The sequence below is a fragment of the Streptomyces polyasparticus genome (assembly GCF_014493765.1).
In the GTDB taxonomy this organism is placed as follows: Bacteria; Actinomycetota; Actinomycetes; order Streptomycetales; family Streptomycetaceae; genus Streptomyces; species Streptomyces polyasparticus.
Map to the genome: position 1 here is coordinate 23448 of NZ_JACTVJ010000012.1, position 15840 is coordinate 39287.

Annotated in this window: 16 protein-coding genes; 8 read left to right on the plus strand and 8 right to left on the minus strand. The window is 69.2% G+C overall.

What is annotated here, in order from left to right; genetic code table 11:
• Positions 1–543 precede the first annotated feature (543 nt).
• Together H9Y04_RS24640 and H9Y04_RS24645 are read left to right on the plus strand one after the other, a co-directional pair.
• The gene (locus H9Y04_RS24640; RefSeq protein WP_187816203.1) at positions 544–822 is read left to right on the plus strand and encodes a hypothetical protein; all 279 of its coding nucleotides are present in this window, start codon (positions 544–546) and stop codon (positions 820–822) included.
• Positions 823–1630: 808 nt separating this feature from the next.
• The gene (locus H9Y04_RS24645) at positions 1631–2041 is read left to right on the plus strand and encodes a hypothetical protein (protein WP_187816204.1); all 411 of its coding nucleotides are present in this window, start codon (positions 1631–1633) and stop codon (positions 2039–2041) included.
• A 177-nt stretch (positions 2042–2218) separates the two neighbouring features.
• Here the strand turns inward: H9Y04_RS24645 and H9Y04_RS24650 are convergent, their stop codons facing one another.
• Both H9Y04_RS24650 and H9Y04_RS24655 read right to left on the minus strand, forming a co-directional pair.
• Positions 2219–2851, minus strand: a complete 633-nt coding sequence (locus H9Y04_RS24650; RefSeq protein WP_236071353.1) for a DUF2461 family protein — start codon at positions 2849–2851, stop codon at positions 2219–2221.
• 183 nt (positions 2852–3034) lie between these two features.
• Positions 3035–3412, minus strand: coding sequence for a hypothetical protein (locus H9Y04_RS24655; protein WP_214661582.1), 378 nt, complete (start codon positions 3410–3412; stop codon positions 3035–3037).
• 83 nt (positions 3413–3495) lie between these two features.
• Between H9Y04_RS24655 and H9Y04_RS24660 the strand changes: the two genes are divergently transcribed.
• Positions 3496–3807 (plus strand): ArsR/SmtB family transcription factor, encoded by a 312-nt coding sequence (locus H9Y04_RS24660; protein WP_187816205.1) that lies wholly within the window; start codon positions 3496–3498, stop codon positions 3805–3807.
• A 775-nt stretch (positions 3808–4582) separates the two neighbouring features.
• Here H9Y04_RS24660 and H9Y04_RS24665 read toward each other — a convergent pair.
• The 4 genes from H9Y04_RS24665 to H9Y04_RS24680 form a co-directional block, all read right to left on the minus strand.
• Positions 4583–5422 carry an alpha/beta fold hydrolase gene (locus H9Y04_RS24665; protein ID WP_308801084.1) on the minus strand — a complete coding sequence of 280 codons (840 nt, stop codon included), beginning with the start codon at positions 5420–5422 and terminating at the stop codon, positions 4583–4585.
• A gap of 869 nt (positions 5423–6291) precedes the next feature.
• Positions 6292–6867: a transcriptional regulator gene (locus H9Y04_RS24670; protein ID WP_187816207.1), complete on the minus strand. Its 576-nt coding sequence runs from the start codon at positions 6865–6867 to the stop codon at positions 6292–6294.
• 568 nt (positions 6868–7435) lie between these two features.
• On the minus strand, positions 7436–7747 hold the full coding sequence (locus H9Y04_RS24675) for an alpha-amylase inhibitor (RefSeq protein ID WP_187816208.1): 312 nt from the start codon (positions 7745–7747) through the stop codon (positions 7436–7438).
• 59 nt (positions 7748–7806) lie between these two features.
• Positions 7807–8115 (minus strand): alpha-amylase inhibitor, encoded by a 309-nt coding sequence (locus H9Y04_RS24680; RefSeq protein ID WP_308801085.1) that lies wholly within the window; start codon positions 8113–8115, stop codon positions 7807–7809.
• 532 nt (positions 8116–8647) lie between these two features.
• On the opposite strand from H9Y04_RS24680, the gene H9Y04_RS24685 reads away from it, so the two are divergent.
• The 5 genes from H9Y04_RS24685 (at position 8648) to H9Y04_RS24705 (ending at position 13946) form a co-directional block, all read left to right on the plus strand.
• Positions 8648–9133 (plus strand): hypothetical protein, encoded by a 486-nt coding sequence (locus H9Y04_RS24685; RefSeq protein ID WP_187816209.1) that lies wholly within the window; start codon positions 8648–8650, stop codon positions 9131–9133.
• A complete protein-coding gene (locus tag H9Y04_RS24690) occupies positions 9130–9480 on the plus strand; it encodes a winged helix-turn-helix domain-containing protein (RefSeq protein WP_187816210.1) in 351 nt (116 codons plus the stop codon). Before H9Y04_RS24685 ends, H9Y04_RS24690 begins: the two co-directional genes overlap by 4 nt.
• A gap of 483 nt (positions 9481–9963) precedes the next feature.
• Positions 9964–11793: a glycoside hydrolase family 20 protein gene (locus H9Y04_RS24695; protein WP_187816473.1), complete on the plus strand. Its 1830-nt coding sequence runs from the start codon at positions 9964–9966 to the stop codon at positions 11791–11793.
• Between the two features lie 22 nt (positions 11794–11815).
• Positions 11816–13462: an alpha-L-fucosidase gene (locus tag H9Y04_RS24700; RefSeq protein WP_187816211.1), complete on the plus strand. Its 1647-nt coding sequence runs from the start codon at positions 11816–11818 to the stop codon at positions 13460–13462.
• 301 nt (positions 13463–13763) lie between these two features.
• Positions 13764–13946, plus strand: coding sequence for a hypothetical protein (locus tag H9Y04_RS24705; RefSeq protein WP_187816212.1), 183 nt, complete (start codon positions 13764–13766; stop codon positions 13944–13946).
• A 69-nt stretch (positions 13947–14015) separates the two neighbouring features.
• Here the strand turns inward: H9Y04_RS24705 and H9Y04_RS24710 are convergent, their stop codons facing one another.
• Together H9Y04_RS24710 and H9Y04_RS24715 are read right to left on the minus strand one after the other, a co-directional pair.
• Positions 14016–14885, minus strand: a complete 870-nt coding sequence (locus tag H9Y04_RS24710; RefSeq protein WP_187816213.1) for a class II fructose-bisphosphate aldolase — start codon at positions 14883–14885, stop codon at positions 14016–14018.
• Positions 14886–14906: 21 nt separating this feature from the next.
• Positions 14907–15791 (minus strand): SIS domain-containing protein, encoded by an 885-nt coding sequence (locus H9Y04_RS24715; protein ID WP_187816474.1) that lies wholly within the window; start codon positions 15789–15791, stop codon positions 14907–14909.
• Positions 15792–15840 lie beyond the last annotated feature (49 nt).

A 15840-nucleotide genomic window follows, 5' to 3' on the forward strand; every position in this document is an offset into this window, starting at 1 on the left:
GCAGCCTCTCCCCCGTGCACAGAGCCGGCCGGCGCCCGGATGTCATGAGCGGTACGGAGCCGGGCGGCGATGATTGCGCCGACGGAGGCGCGGATCGGTTCGGGCAACGGCCGCTCGGCGATGAGGTGCTCGAGCTGCGCGGGGGCCCAGCCGTCGCGCAGCATGTCGGTGACGACCTGGCCCTGGTCGTTCAGGGTCGGCCCAGTGAGCAGGAGTTCGGGCCGGCGGGTGCCGAGGGCGAGCAGCAGCCGTGGGCCCGGTTCGTTGTCGCGCGTACGCGCGACACGGACGGACGGATGGGGGTTGCTCTTCTGCTTGCTGGTCTTCTTGAGCCTGGTGTTCTTAGTGGCGGGTTCAGCCTGTGCAGGGTCGGCCTGTGCAGGGTTCTCCGCTTCTGGTGCTGACCTGCCGGTTCGCCAACGGGCCTGGGCGGCGTCGCCGAGGAGGTCGTGGAGGTGGGCGGGCATGTCGGTGATGGCGTAGACGGCGTCGCCGAGAGTGCCGTCCGGGCGGCGTGCACGCACGCACGCAGGTGAGGTAGCCGTGCTGCTCGAGCTCCTTCAGCCCGCCGGCGACGGCGTCCCGTCCTTCCCGTCCGCAGCGGGCGAGTTCGCTCACGGTGATCCGCCAGCCGTCCCGGTGGGTGGAGATCAGTCCGAAGATTCCTTTGGCTTTGAAACTCAACCGCCGGTCGCGGAACAGCGCGTTGGAGATCTGCGTGAAGTGATCAGCAGCCATCAGGCCGCGCTGGATGCCGTGCCCGAAGCCACTCATCACGCCGCCCCTGTGGCGGAGGAGTGCGGCGCGGCCGCGGGCGGCTGATGGGCGAAGGGGATGTGCGCGACGGCGGGTCGCAGGGCGTGCGCGAGGCTCATGCCTCCCAGTGCAGAGGTGAGGGCCGACCGGAACGCCGGCCGCGTGCCCCGCACACGCGTCACGAGCTGATGACGTCCGGCGCCCACGAGCATGGTCGGCCCGACCAGAACCCCGACCAGTCTTCTGCTGCCGCTGATCGCCGCTCCGCACTGCGCACGGGATCTCGTGCCATCGCTTCGGTGGCCGGTGCGCACCGAGGGCTGCGCAGCCGGATGGTGCGCACACGGCACGCCGGACTGCCGCCGTGCAGCGGCCGGTGCGCGGTGTCGTGCAAGGGGTGGGCCCTGTACTGCGCAGAGCGTCTGCGCGACGCTCGGTCGGTGCGCAGCCGGTGAGTTGCGCGCGCTCGGAGGATGCGAACCGGTAGCCGCTGGCGCTCCGCTTGGGAGGTGCGCCTGCACGGTCGTGAGCTCGCTCTCCGCCGGAGCTCTACTTGGGCTGGCCGTGGGACGGTGCGAACACCCCCTACCGTGCGTCGCGTTGTGCTGACCTGGCTGGTCGGGGTAGTGGTCGGGCCGACCAGAACCCCGACCAGGGTTTTGTGGCCGTCGCGTGATGCTGGTCCGGGGCGACTGGTCGGCGGTCTGGTCGGGGTCTGTGGGTCTTCGTGAGGTCAGCAACAGTCTTTTCCGACCTGGGAGTTCGCAAGATTGCTGCAGAGAAGGTCCGGCAAGGCGTCGCTGCTCCTCCCACGGCTGCCGGGGCGGCGCTGCACCCGGATGTATCGCCGGGTCCGCCGCGGCCACCTGGCGGCGTGGCTGCGATCGCGACCGGGCCGCTGGCGCCGACGGTCACGGTGATGGCGCCCTCGCCAACCGTGTCGGCGGCGCCGAAACCCACGCCCGTGACCGTTCCGGTGGCGCCGGCGGACCTGACGACGGGTTACACCGAGATGTTCCCGTCCGCGTGGCTGCGCAGCAGCGACAAGCAGACCGATGCGCAGTCGCATGTTGTGCAGACGATGGCACGGTCGGTGGCACTGCCCGATCGGGTCGAGGATGCGCAGCCGGTCAGTGCTGTGCATGCGGTGCGCAGTACGCAGCACCGCGACAGTCGGGGGTCGGTGACGGCGGCCGCCCAGTACACGGATGGCACCGTTCGAACGGAGAGGTGGCATCGCGGTGGCGATCAGTCCGTCGACGAGGTTGCCGGGTGGGCGAGTTGAGGCCTCGGTTCGCGCTCACGGCCCCCGCGGTGTCGCCGTACCGCGGTCGTGCGTGTCGCGGTGAGCCGTCGGATCGCTGTCACGGTGTCGCGGTGGGCTGCAGCGCGCGCCCGGTGAGGGCGGGCGAAGTGCAAGGGCGCGCCGGCGCTGCGTGCGCGTGGTGGTGGGTCGGGTGGGTCAGGTGGTGCGTTTGATGTGGTGGACCAGCCAGGTGAGGAAGGGGTCGAGGTCGGTGATGGCGGCCAGGACCCGGTCGAGTGCTTGCGGGGTGTGCAGCCACGGGCCGTAGTCGAGGTGGCGGGCGGCGATCAGGGAGCGGTGGCGCAGCAGGTGGGCGCGGGGGTGGTGGGCGGGGTAGCCGCGTGGGGGGCGTTGCAGGGTGTCGCCGGAGATGTTGTAGCCCTGGTGGTGGAGGTCGTCGATGAGGGTGGCGAGTTCGGGGCCGCTGGTGTCGTGGGCGACGGCGGTGCGGAAGGTGTCGATCTGGCCGGGGTCGGGGTACCACCAGGCGCCTTGGATGTGGAGGCCGTCCAGGGAGAGGCGGAGGTTGATTTCGATCTTGCGGCCGCGTCGGATGGCGGCGCTTTGGTTCTGCCACCACCAGGAGTCGGTGCGGTAGTGCCAGACGGAGAAGTCCTCGTAGCGCGGGTCGGTGTCGGCGATCGCGTTGAGGAGGGCGATCATGGGCCGGCGGACCAGGTGTTCGCGGTCGGTGCGGCAGCGTTCGCGGGTGGCGTGGGTGGGTTCGCCCTGGAGTTGCCACAGCACGTCCATGGCGTGTTCGGGCCAGCCGGTGAACGGTGTGGGCATGCGCGGAGAATAGCTGGCGGACAGGCCCGAGTGGAGCGTGCGGGGTGGGACAGGTGGCGGGGCCGACGGGAGGTGCGGGCGGCGGGCACTCCACGGTGCTGTTGCCGTCTGCGGGCCGGATGGAGCTGATGGACTCGACGGTGAACCCCACCGCGCATGCCTGTTCAGGTCGACCAGGTCAGCTCACGCGAGTGTTGATCGTGCGGCTGCGTGGAACTGCACGTACTCGATGGTCGCGCCTCCGGGGTGCTGCACGGTCAGGTTTCGGCCGGTGGGCACCTCGTTGGGGCCGTCGAGGATTTCTCCGCCGTGCTGCTCGATGATGCTCAGGATCCGGTCGATGGACTCGACGATCGCGGTGGCGTGGGTGCCGCGGTAAGGGGCCAGGGCTTCCTCGGAACCTGCCAGAAGCAGATAGCCGCCGACGCTCGCGAGGTCCAGACCGCGGTAGGTGAACCGCAGTCGCGGCTGCTCTCCGGTCAGCTCGACGAAGGTCGGCAGTGCCACGTCCAGGTCGTCGACGTAGACACGGGCAAGGGTGGCAAGCACCGTCACAGCCATCTCCCAGATCATTTCGACGTTCCCGAAACATCGAATCGATCTGCATACTACGGGTGTCACACAGGCGAAGACGAGGAGGGCCAGTGAACCAGCCCGACCACGCGGACCTGGACCTGGCCGCGGTGCTCCACGCCCTGGGCGATCCGGTCCGGCTGGCACTGGTCCGCCGAATGGCCGAGGACGGTGAAAGTGCATGCAGCCCGGACGGCGTTGACGTGCCCAGATCGACGCTGTCCAACCACTGGCGAATCCTGCGCGAAGCCGGGATCACCCACACGCGGCGGATCGGAAAGGCACGCCTGATGGCTCTGCGTCGCGCCGAGCTCGACGCCCGCTTCCCAGGACTCCTCGCCGCCGTGTTGGCCGAGGCAGGCAATGAGCGCCGTAACAGGTAACAGCTCGCCGGCGAGCCTCACGGCCACGACGCCGAAATCGACTCCCGTCTCCATCCCGGGCGGCTGTGTCCGCGAGACGCACGCCTCAACGGGCGCCTTGCGTCCGCGTCCACCGCGATCTGCGGCTTGTACCTGCCGGTAACCGCTGCTGCCACGGGATCACGTGCGTCATCCATACTTCCTGGGTGCCGGTGTCAGGGGTTGAGGGTGCGGTATGCGGCCCACGTCTCCAACGCACCGGCCGGAACCTCGAATCCACGCCGAGGAGACCGAACCCGCCGAACAGGTCGTCGATCTGATGGCCGCGCCCCAAGACTCCGCGCCCAGTGCGCGGGCCAGGCGCGGTGAACCCGCGGACGACGCCGGCGTGCACGCTCTCGCCCCGCGCCGCCAGTAGCCGGGCCCCGACGCAGAAGAAGGCCGCTGCCAGGCAACTGCTGCAAGACACCGCCGTGTGCCGGACACCCCGATCAGACCCGACGATGATCGGTGAGGCGCTCCCCCAGCCCCTGAAACACTCACCGCACCCTGCACGCGCACGCCACGGAGCACACCGGCGGCCACCCGTGCCCGGCCTCCTGACCGATACGTGGAAGCGGCCGGGACAACGCGGAGGCTTGGTGCAGCGAAGTATTGGATGCTCGGCGCTGTCGTGGACGTCAGCGAGTTCAGGCTCGTCACACCAGGGAACCTGGGCGAAGAAGGCGGCCCGAAAGCGGCGGAGCGTCTCAGAGCAGCCCGCACGTGCGGCCGAAAGCCCACGCTCAGAGCGGACTCAGGACAGGAAGTGCCTCAACAGCCGGTTGACGTCGGCCGGTTGCTCGGTGGGCAGGGAATGGTGGGACGCCTGCTCGAGCACGGTCACGGTGGCGTGCGGCAGCAGCTCGCGGGCCGTCACCGCTACTTTCCGCGCGTCGTGGGCTTTGCTGCGGCCGGCGAGGAGCACCAGCGTCTCGACCGTGAAGGCCTGAAGGCTTTCCGGGCGCGGGCGCCGCATCCGAATAGCCTTGGGGCGCGGGGCGTATGCCGTGGCGGCGAGGAACTCCTGCCAAACCGGCTCAGCGGGAAGGCTCCCGGTCTCCCAGCGGTGAAAGGCGAGCATGCGCCGAGCGGTGGGCCGCGCAAGCATCGGCAGCGCGCGCAGCACGTACCCGCTGCGCAGCCCGGCGAAGCAGCCGGTCGGGTCCAGCAGCGCGAGCCGGCTGACCCGCTTTGGGTCGTGCAGCGCGTAGTGGAGAGCTGTCCACGCGCCATACGAGTGGCCGCACAACCGGACGCCGGCCAACCCCAGTCCGTCGAGCAGCGCGGCAAGCCAGGCCGTCAGATCCTCGCTGCTCCGCAGCGGCTGCCCGTCGTTTCGGCTGTGCCCCAGATCGCCGATCAGGTCGACGGCGTATACGCGATGGTGCTCAGCGAGGGCTTCCGCATTGGCGAACCAGGAGACGGACGTACTACCGCCTCCCGGCAGCAGGACGAGCGGGATGCCGCCCTCCGGCCCGCTGACGTACGTACGCGTGCGGCCGTAGGGAGTAGGGATGTCGACGGCCTCGACCTTAACGGGCCACTGCCCAAGTACCGCGTCGTAGGCCGCGAAGAACGCCTTGCTGTCAGCCACCTGCTGCCCCCTCACCGCAATTGTCGGACGGTCGGCAGTCTCGCCGAGGAACATTGCCGTCCGCTGGGAAACCCAGTACTGCGGGTCAGGCGTGGCAACCCATCTGCCGGACCTTGGACCCGCTGCGGATACATGGCCACATCAGGCCGTCAACGTCAGCCCGATACGGGCGCGCCTCGATCGGGCACCCACGCCGATGCGGCAACGCACCCCGCTCGCCGTTCAACCCCGGCCCGGGGCGCGTGGCCGTCGGCTTGTACGCGCTGCTCACCGCCCTGTGGACACTGGTCGCGGCGCGTACGGACACGCCTGCCTGGACTTGACGTATCTTCCTGCCGCCCGCGCCGCCCCGTGTGCGACCGGCGAGGACGGCTCAAGGGTGCGGGGGCCTGCGCGCGGGGTTGGTCCGAACCTGCGCCGGGCCCGGTGGCGGGGTCGGTGGTCATGGCCTTACGTGATGGGTAAGAACTGTTGCGGTGATGCGAGGAACGGTGTCGAAGTGAGCCGCAAGGTCCCGGCCGATCGCCGTACGGTCGTCGGCGCCTGCGCCTGAGTGCTGATCACCCAGCTGTTCGTCCTGCACTTCATCGTGCAGTCCCGCTGGCCGCGCCCCTACAGCTGGCGCCGGAACTGGCTCAGCGACCTCGGCAAAGTGCAGTGCGGCGCGAGCAGCGGGGCCGGAGTGACGAAAGCCTGGGCCTGCTCACCCTGGCACCTCGCCATGGGCGTGTCCTTCGTCATGACCGGCATCCTCGTGGTGTCCGGCACCGTGCTGCTGGCCCGGACGCGTTCCCAGCGGGACGGATGGCTCGCGCGGCCCGACATCCACCGTGAGATTCCGACACGAAATTTGAAACCCTACAAGAACATCAGGCGGCAAAGCCGACGCTCGTGCAGTACTCGTAAGCGCCCCACTGGGAGCCGAGGTCCGGCAGAATCCCGTCCGTCCACGCGGTATCGAGGCTCGCATGGTCACCGGCCGCCCAGGACTCCACAATCCGATCCCAGCGGCGGACATTCATCGACCGGAACTCCACCACCCGCTGATGCGGACGCGCCACCCCGGACTGATTCAACGGATGGAACTCAACCCGGGTGCCGCGGCCTTGACGATTCAGGCGGCCCAACAGGTGACGGGCCACGTTCTGCCGACGCACCCTGCGATACGCGGCGTCAATCCGCTCGAGATTCTTCTTCGACGGGGAGCGCCTGCCGTCCAGCCACGCCTTCAGCGTGCGATCAGTGACAGTCAAACCGGCATCCTTGGCAGCCTGCCGGGCATGGCCCGTCCGGGTGAGGTATCGCAGACGGGCCATCAGACCCCGCTGCACAGTGATCGGTGTGGCGATACCGCCCGCGAGTTCGTCCAGACGCCGGGCCACCAGATCACTCCCCCGGGCACCACGGGCGCCGAACTTCCCGAACTCCACATTCCGCTCCGGCACCCCAACCCTCCACCCACCACGCGCTGATACCAACTACCAGCAGAATATCCACCCGACCTCCGATCTGCCGCACGCCGACACACAACCCATGCAACCCACACCGTGTCCCACATCCCCCGACACCAGCGCAGCGGGCCGTGTCCTCGATCCCTGCACCATCTCCGGCTTCCCCGCCGACGGCGACGCCGAGGCGGCTACACCGATCCACTCGCCCAAGGCCAGGCGAGGCGACGCACTCCGCAGACACCAGCGAGTACGGTCCGCGCCTTTCGCCCGTCCGGGAAGCCGAGTCGGGCTTGGTCTTGGCGGACGTCATCGGCAGGGCGAGGACGCGGCGGTCGTCAGGCAGGACAGCAGGCTCTGGGCGTGTCCACTCCCGGCAGGCAGTGGTGCGGCCCCAGTTGTCCTATCGCTACGACGACACATATCGACCGCGACGAAAGGCGGAATTCGGACACGAACAGGGGGTGCCCCGGTGAAGTGGTGGGGCACCCCCAGGGTGCGGAAACCCCCGGGGACACGGCGGAGGTTGTACCCATGCCGCCTGTCCAGTTCCGGGAGTTGCGGTTCAGCAGACGGCGGTGCGGTCGTACGTGCCGAAGATGCTCTCGTGGATGTAGAGCTTGGACACATTGGGCGACATCACGTAACACGGGCTGTCACCGGCGTTGTTGACGACCACCTGGACCGACATGACCCTGCCGCACTTGTTCGTCAGCAGAACGTCGAAGCCATTGGGGGTGTTGGTGACGTACCGGTTGACACAGGCAGGGGCGGTACCACCGGCCGCGTAGGCGGCCGGGGACGACAGGGCGGTCGCTGCGAGCAGGGCGACGGCGGTGGTGGTGATGCGGGCTGCGTGCTTCATCGAAGTCCTCATGGGGTCCCCTTCGTGTGCGTGTGGAGAAACGGGATGGCCTGCAGAGATGTGGACCTCGGTCAGCAGACGGCGGTGCGGTCGTAGGTGCCGAAGACGCTCTCGTGGATGTACAGCGCGGTGGCCCTGTTGGCCAGCACGTAGCACTTGCTGTCACCGGCGTTGTTGACGACCACCTGGACCGACATCGTGTAGCCGCAGTTGTTGGTCAGCAGCACGTCGAAGCCCTTGGAAGTGTCGGTGACGTAGCGGTTGATGCATGCAGGGGCGGTTCCGCCGGCCGCGTACGCGGTGGGCGAGGCCAGCAGGGCGGTCCCGAGTGTCATGGTCGCGACGGCGGCGGTGCGGGCTATACGACTGCGCACGAACACGGCAGCACTCCTTGATCGTTGGGGAATGGCGACCAGAATTTAGCATGCACACGACAAAGTTGAAATCGCTCAAAAGAAGGTAACTGACGGCCAGAAAAAGGGATTTGATGATTCCAATCGGAATCATCTTCTCGACTTTCAGTCGACCGCAAACCATCCTCTCTCGACGCCGACACCTCATACGAGACAGCCCGTCTGATATCGCTCGCGCCGTCGCTGGCGCACGATGCGGAGCGCCATGAATTTCCGGCAACCCGTTGACCCGGCACCAGTCGATCCCGTTCCCGTTGGCCCTGGCACCAGCACACCTCCCCCGGCCGAACCCGAACCAGTGGGTCCCGAACAGGTGGATCCGGCACCTGAGCGCTACGCCGTCCTCCGGAGCGGCATCACCTTCACTGTCTGCTGCACCGCAGGTGGATAGAGCCGGAAACCGCATCAGCCACGACCTCACTGTGTACCGGGGAAAGTACTTGCCGAATGGGAAACCTCGCGCTACTTTCCCGACAGGAAAGTAGCGCGAGGAGGCCACATGAGTGACCAGGTACGGCCGGACGAAGCCGCCCGAGCACTCACGGAGATCGACCGGCGGCAGGCCCAGATCATCCGAGCGGCCAGCCTTCCCCGCTGGTTCTGGGCGGCCATCGGCTTCCTGCTGGTTGCGTTCGCAGTGATCGTCGACGCCACGCATGGCGCCCTCGTCCAGGTGGTGGCCGCCGTCGTATTCATGGCCGGTGCGCTCGCCGCTGTCGGGTCGGTGGCGTACCGCTCGGTCCGTGGTGCCCAGCCGCGCACCAACCTGGTCGGCCCTCGCGTCATGGCCGCGGACCTCGCCTTCACAGCAGTCATCGTCGGCGTATCGCTGGCGGCCTCGTTCACCCTGACGGCGTCCGGGGTTTCGTACGCGGCGACCATCGGCGCCTCGACCACCGCCGCAATCCTGGTGGTGGGCGGGCCGATGTACACGCGGTACCGGCAGGGCCTCATGCTTGCGAACCGGTCCGGGGGCCGACGGTGATCGCGCCCAAGTTCGACGAGCTGATCCATGCGCCCACCCGGCTCTCGCTCGTCTCCCTGCTCGCGGCCGCCGAGTGGGAGGACTTCCGGTTTCTACGCGACACCGCCGGTCTGTCGGACTCCGCCCTGTCGAAACAGCTCACGACGCTTGAGGGCGCCGGCTATATCGAGATCCGCAAGGGGTTCGTCGGAAAACGGCCGCGCACGTCGGCGCGGCTCACCCACGTCGGCCGGGCGGCCTTCGACCAGCACGTCGCGGCTCTGCAGGAGATTGTCGCCAAGGCGGGCGCGTCAGTACTTCCCTCGACCGCACAGGTACAGGAAGGCGCCGTTGACGGCGGTCAATAGCGGTGGCTGGAGCTGCCGTTGGCAGGGCATGGCCAAGGACCTGAAGCGATCATGGGATGCGGCCTCAGGGTGATCTGACGGACGCCACCGGACCGACACTCGAGGTGATCGCCGAACTCGCCGCCGAGGTCGAGCCGTTGCGGCACCGGGCATCGCGAAGACATCGGTGGACTGTGGGACTCCTTGTCGGCGGGAGCAGCGGCCAAAACCTGCCCAGAGGCCCCGTGTCCGACCTCCTTGTCCCGCGCCACTTCAGCGTTCTCCACAGATCGCAGGCAGAAAAGTCCAATCGGACTTGGACGTTCCGCGCGCTTTCCGTGCGCGATGTTGACCGCATACGCCGTCGCTGGATTGGATTGCGAACAGAGATCCAGCGGGTAGAGATCCGATGACTCTGTCCGGTACCCCACGCCGACAGGAGCCGTAGTGCTGCGCAGACGATCCATCTCACGGCTGCTGGGCACCCTTGCGAGCGCCCTGCTCATGGTCGCGGCACCGTTGCCCAGCGCCGCCGCCACGGTCGCCGCACACGAGCCGCCCGTCACCGTACCCGCCCTCGCCAACTGGACGCCTCAGGGCGGGAGTTATCTCCTCGGGCGGCACACGCGCATTGTCGTGGACGCCGGTGACACGGCGGCTCGTCGCGTCGCCGACACCCTCGGCGAGGACCTCCGCGCGGCCGGCCACGGTGCCGCCCCCGTAGCAGTCGGAGGGGACGCTGCGGTCCGTCGCGAGGACATCGTGGTCGATGTCGATCCCACCCGCGGCAAGGACCTGGGCAAGGAAGGTTACGAACTCACTGCGGGCCGGACGCTCACCGTCACCGGCGCCACCGAGGCCGGTGCCTTCTACGGCACCCGTACCGTGCTCCAACTCCTTGCCGCGGGTGCACGGATACCGGCGGGGCGGACCGTGGACGTCCCGCAGTACGCCGAGCGCGGCGTCGGGGTGTGCGCCTGCTACATCCACATCACCACCGAGTGGCTCGAAAACCTCGTCCGCGACATGGCGTACCACAAGCTCAACCACCTGCTCCTCGAGCTGAAGGTGAAAAGCGACGCCCACCCCGAGGCCAACTCCTGGAGCTACTACACCAAGGACGAGATACGCCGGCTCGTCGCACTCGGCGCGAAGTACCACGTCACGATCGTCCCGGAGATCAACTCACCCGGCCATATGGACCCGTGGATCGAGAACCGGCCCGATCTCCAGCTCACCGACAGCGACGGCAAGCCGCAGCCGTCCAGGCTCGATGTCACCGCACCCGAGGCCTTCGCCTACTACACCTCGCTGATCGACGAGTACAGCGAGGTGTTCACGGCCGACTCCTGGCACATGGGCGCCGACGAGTACATGCTCGGCTCGGACTTCGCCAAGTACCCGCACGTCCTTCAGTACGCACACGAGAAGTACGGCCCGGACGCCACGCCGCAGGACGCGTTCATCGACTTCGTCAACCGCGTCCATGACTACGCCGCTGCCAAGGGCAAGCGGCTGCGGATCTGGAACGACGGTCTCACCGGCGACAACACCGTGCCCGTCAAGGACGGTACGACCGTCGAGCACTGGCTCAACGTCAAGACGAAACCCAGCGAGATCCTCGCCCAGGGCTACCCGCTGCTGAACGCCTCGTACGCGCTGTACCTCGTGCGCGGCGGCTTCCACATGAACACCAAGTCGCTCTACGAGCAGCGGTGGGACCCGCGCAGCTTCGAGGGCGAGAAGGTCGCCTCGAGCGAGGGCATCACCGGAGCGAAGATCAGTCTCTGGCCGGACAACGGCCGCGGTGAGACCGAGAACGAGGTCGCCGCGAGCATGGACCTGCCGCTGCGCTACGTCGCCCAGACCACATGGGGTGTGCCGAACCCGGATGCCACGTACGAGGCCTTCGCCGCCCGCGCCAAGAAGATCGGCCACGCTCCCGGCCACCGTGACCTGACCCGGCTGCCCGTCGCCGAAGGCACGTACACCCTGCGCGACACCCGGGGCAGGCTCGCCCCCGCGAACTGGCGGATCGGCCGCACCGCCGACGGCTACGCCACGCTCACCTCGGCGTCGACCGGACTGTGCGCCGAGACACGCAGCGGGAAGCTGACGCTCAACACCCCGCTGCAGCCCGGCACTCCGGTCACGCAGGAGACCTGCTCGGCATCGAACACGCTGCAGCGCTGGCAGCTCACCGAGGTCCGTGGCGGCTATCGCCTCACCAACGCGATCACGCAGATGGCGGTCCACGTCACCGCGGACGGCCGGATGCTCCAGTACCCGGCCGACCAGCGGCCGCCCGCCGTCTGGCGACTCTCCCCCCACTGACCCGAGCGCAAAGGACCCGCATATGAGCCTCAGCAGACGTCTGTTCGTCGGCGCGGTCGCCGCGTCGAGCACCTCGTACGCGCTCACCGCGGGTGCCGGTCCCGCGAACGCCGCGTCGGCCGGGACCGCGAGCGCCTCGGCAGCGCCGGCCGAGGCGTACTACCGCATCCCGATCAGCACCGCCGACACACCCGAGCAACTCGTCGCCAAGGCTGCACGCGTCCGGCCGACGGAACGTCAGATCACCTGGCAGCGTTTGGAGAAGACCGCCTTCCTGCACTTCGGCGTCAACACCTTCACCGGCCTCGAATGGGGCACCGGCGACGAGGACCCGAAGGTCTTCCAGCCTGTCGGCCTGGACACCGACCAGTGGGCGCGCGCCCTGCGCGACGGCGGCTTCAAGCTGGCCATCCTCACCGTCAAGCACCACGACGGTTTCGTCCTCTACCCCTCCCGCTACACCCGGCACAGCGTCGTCTCCAGCAGCTGGCAGGACGGCCGAGGCGACGTCCTGCGCTCCTTCGCCGACTCCATGCGGCGCCACGGCATCAAGGTCGGCGTCTACGTCTCCCCCGCCGACGAGAACCAGTACCTGCACGGTGTCTACGCCAACGGCAGCGCCCGCACCACGCACACCGTACCCACGCTCACCGAGGGCGACGACCGGGCGGGCGAGCACCTGCGCACCTTCGAGCTGCAGGCCACCGACTACGGCGCCTACATGCTCAACCAGCTCCATGAGGTGCTCACCGAGTACGGGCCCATTGACGAGGTGTGGTTCGACGGCGCCCAGGGCCGTATCCCGCCGGACAAGGTGGAGCGCTACGACTGGGACAGCTGGTACCAGCTGGTCCGCACGCTCGCGCCGGACGCGACCATCGCCGTGTCGGGCCCCGACGTCCGCTGGGTCGGCAACGAGGGCGGGCTGGCGCGCGAGGACGAGTGGAGCGTCGTCCCGGTGCAGGAGAAGGACTACGGCCGTACCGACTACGCGCTGCACTACGAGGCCGCCGACCAGGGCAGCCGCGCGGCACTGGTGGGGGCGCAGCCACTGGCTCAGTATCTGCAGTGGTGGCCTGCCGAGTGCGATGTCTCCATCAGGCCGGGGTGGTTCTTCCACGCGGACCAGCAGCCGAAGACGGTGGAGCAGCTGACCGACATCTGGTTCCGCTCGGTCGGACGTAATGCGGTACTGCTGTTGAACATCCCGCCGAACCAGCAGGGGCGGCTGCCCGACGCGGACGTCGCCGTCCTGCGGGAGTTCCGCGAGCGCACGGCGCGCGAGCTGCCCGACGACCTCGCGCGTGGATCCCGTGCCTCGGGCGACGGCCACCGGCCCGTGCGAGCGGTCGACGGCGACCCGGACACGGCGTGGGCGGCACCCGCGCCGTCGAAGGGGACGCTCACCCTCGACCTCGGCCGCGAGCAGAGCGTCGACCGCATCCGGCTCGCCGAGGACATCCGGCGGGGCCAGCAGGTCGAGTCGGCGGTCGTCGAAGCGCGCACGGCTGAGGGCTGGCAGCAGGTGGCGGCGATCGGCACGATCGGGGCGAGCCGGATCCTCGCGCTGCCCACCATGGTGACGGCCCGTCAGTGGCGTCTGCGCATCGTCGCGTCCCGCGAGGCAGCGTCGATCGCCGCCTTCGAGCTCCATCGCTCGCGCGTCTGACGCGTGGTGGCGGCAGGGGGCCGCGTCCCACGGCGGACCCGGACCGCCGCCCTGTGCGGTCACTGCCCGAAGCGGAGACGTCCGTCACGAGACAGCGGGCCGGAAACCGGAACACCCTCGCCAATCGGTGGCAGCGCGGCCTCACGCGGGTGGTTGGTACCGGGTGGAGCTCGCCGCCGCGGTGCACCCTGCCGTGCGGAGCCTCGGCAGCCATTCCCGTCCCAGTGGCGACGGAACGGTGGCAAGCTCTCCCCTTTCGGGATTCTCATCCACCGCAAGGATTCATCAGCAGCCCTCGTTCGTGTCGCAGCTCCTCGCGCAGGTGAAGGCCGAGTTCATCGCACGCGTCGTGGCCCCCGACGCCGGCGGCCGCACTGTGCTGGCCTCCACCCTCGGGTTGACCGCGGCGGCACGCGGCGGCGCCCAAGCCTCGTTGGGCTGCGTGTACCGGAATCCGGGCGGGACGATGGCAACACCCGGGTGATACGGGGATCGCAACCCTGCTTGATGCGCGGGAGTTGACCGGCCACCCCGAGAGCGACCGCTCAGAATCTCACCCTTCGTCGGTGCCCGCCCGCACCGGTCCTCCGATCGTTCGTGCCGCCGCCGCGGCCATCGCCTCACGTCCGGCGGCCAGGTACTTGCGGGGGTCCACCACCGCGGCGTGTGCGGAAAGATGGTCGCGTACCGCCCGGGTCATGGCGACGTTCAGCGCGGTCCCCACATTCACTTTCGCGATACCGCCCGTGACGGCCAGGGCGAGTTCGCCGGCCGGGACGCCCGACGAACCGTGCAGCACGAGCGGCACCTTGACCGCCTCGCGCAGAGCGGCGAGCAGCGCGTGGTCGAGCGTCGCCGTGGTCTCGGTCATCGCGTGCGAGCTGCCGATGGCGACGGCCAGCGCGTCGACTCCGGTCTCGGCCACGAACTCCCGTGCCTCGCCGGGCTCGGTGCGCGCACCGGGCATGTGCGGGTCCAGCGGCGGCCGGCCTTCCTTGCCACCGACCTCGCCCAACTCGGCCTCGATCCACAGGCCCTGGGAGTGCGCCCAGTCCACGGCGGCCCTCGTGGCGGCGACATTCTGCGCGTACGGCAGATGGGCCGCGTCGTACATGACCGAGCTGAACCCGGCAGCCGCGGCCTGGCGCAGCAGGTCGTCACGTTTGACGTGGTCGAGGTGCAGGGACACCGGGATGGAGGCGCACTCCGCGGCGGCGACGGCGGCCCGGGCCAGGGGCAGCAACTGCCCCTGCCGGAAGGCGACCGCGTTCTCGCTGATCTGCAGGATCACGGGCGATCCGGCGGCCTCGGCGCCCGCGATGACCGCTTCGACGTGCTCAAGGGTGATGACGTTGAAGGCGGCTACGGCCTGCTGCTTGGCCGCGGCCTCGGCGACGAGTGCGCCGGTGGTGGCGAGTGGCATCGAAGTCCCCCTTCCGACCGGTCAGGCCGAGGCGAGCACGACGGACCGGGTCAGATGCCGCGGCCGGTCCGGGTCCAGACCGCGCGCCGCCGCCACCGCCACGGCCAGCCGCTGGGCCCGCACCAGTTCGGCCAGCGGATCGAGCGTCCCCTCGATCCACAGGGCCCCGGTCGCCCGAACCTGCTCGGCGAGACCCTCCGGCGCCGCACCGAACATCCAGGTCGCCGTGCCGTCGGTGGAGATGGAGATCGGCCCGTGGCGGTACTCCATCGCCGGGTACGCCTCGGTCCAGGACAGTGACGCCTCGCGCATCTTCAGGGCCGCCTCCTGGGCGAGGCCGTTGGTCCAGCCCTGCCCCAGGAAGCTGAACTGGGTGCGCTCCACGAGCCCTTCGGGCAGCGGCTCGGTCAGCGCCACGCGCGCGTCGGCCACGGCCTGGGGGGTGTGCAGTCCCAGATGCGCCCGCAGCAGGGTGAACGCCGTGGTGGCGAACCGGGTCTGCACCACCGACTCCTCGTCGGCGAAGTCGAGCACCACCACGTCATCCGCTGCCGTCATCACGGGTGTGTGCGGGTCGGCGGTGATCGCGGTCGTCCGCGCGCTCCCGCGCAGCCGCGCGAGCAGTTCGAGCACCTCGGTGGTGGTGCCGGACCGGGTCAGGGCGATCACCCGGTCGTACGTGCGGCCCACCGGGTACTCGGATGCGGCGTAGGCGTCCGTCTCGCCCAGGCCCGCGCTCTCGCGCAGGACGGCCACCGACTGCGCCATGAAGTACGAGGTCCCGCAGCCCACCAGGGCGACCCGCTCCCCCGGTGCGCCGAGCACCTGCCCGTGCCCGGCCGCAGCCTCGGCGGCGCGCTGCCAGCAGTCGGGCTGGCTGTTCAGTTCCGTCTCTATGTGGCTCACGCCGGCTCCGCTCATCAGAATGATTGTTCCTGCAAGATAAGGCCTTGTT

What these genes read in the sequence shown, in the direction of transcription:
- H9Y04_RS24650 (WP_236071353.1), bottom strand. Translation starts at nt 2,851, where the DNA reads ATGCCCACACCGTTCACCGGCTGGCCCGAACACGCCATGGACGTGCTG.
- H9Y04_RS24675 (WP_187816208.1), bottom strand. Translation starts at nt 7,747, where the DNA reads ATGAGGACTTCGATGAAGCACGCAGCCCGCATCACCACCACCGCCGTC.
- H9Y04_RS24695 (WP_187816473.1), top strand. Translation starts at nt 9,964, where the DNA reads ATGGTCGCGGCACCGTTGCCCAGCGCCGCCGCCACGGTCGCCGCACAC.
- H9Y04_RS24700 (WP_187816211.1), top strand. Translation starts at nt 11,816, where the DNA reads ATGAGCCTCAGCAGACGTCTGTTCGTCGGCGCGGTCGCCGCGTCGAGC.
- H9Y04_RS24655 (WP_214661582.1), bottom strand. Translation starts at nt 3,412, where the DNA reads ATGGCTGTGACGGTGCTTGCCACCCTTGCCCGTGTCTACGTCGACGAC.
- H9Y04_RS24710 (WP_187816213.1), bottom strand. Translation starts at nt 14,885, where the DNA reads ATGCCACTCGCCACCACCGGCGCACTCGTCGCCGAGGCCGCGGCCAAG.
- H9Y04_RS24685 (WP_187816209.1), top strand. Translation starts at nt 8,648, where the DNA reads ATGAGTGACCAGGTACGGCCGGACGAAGCCGCCCGAGCACTCACGGAG.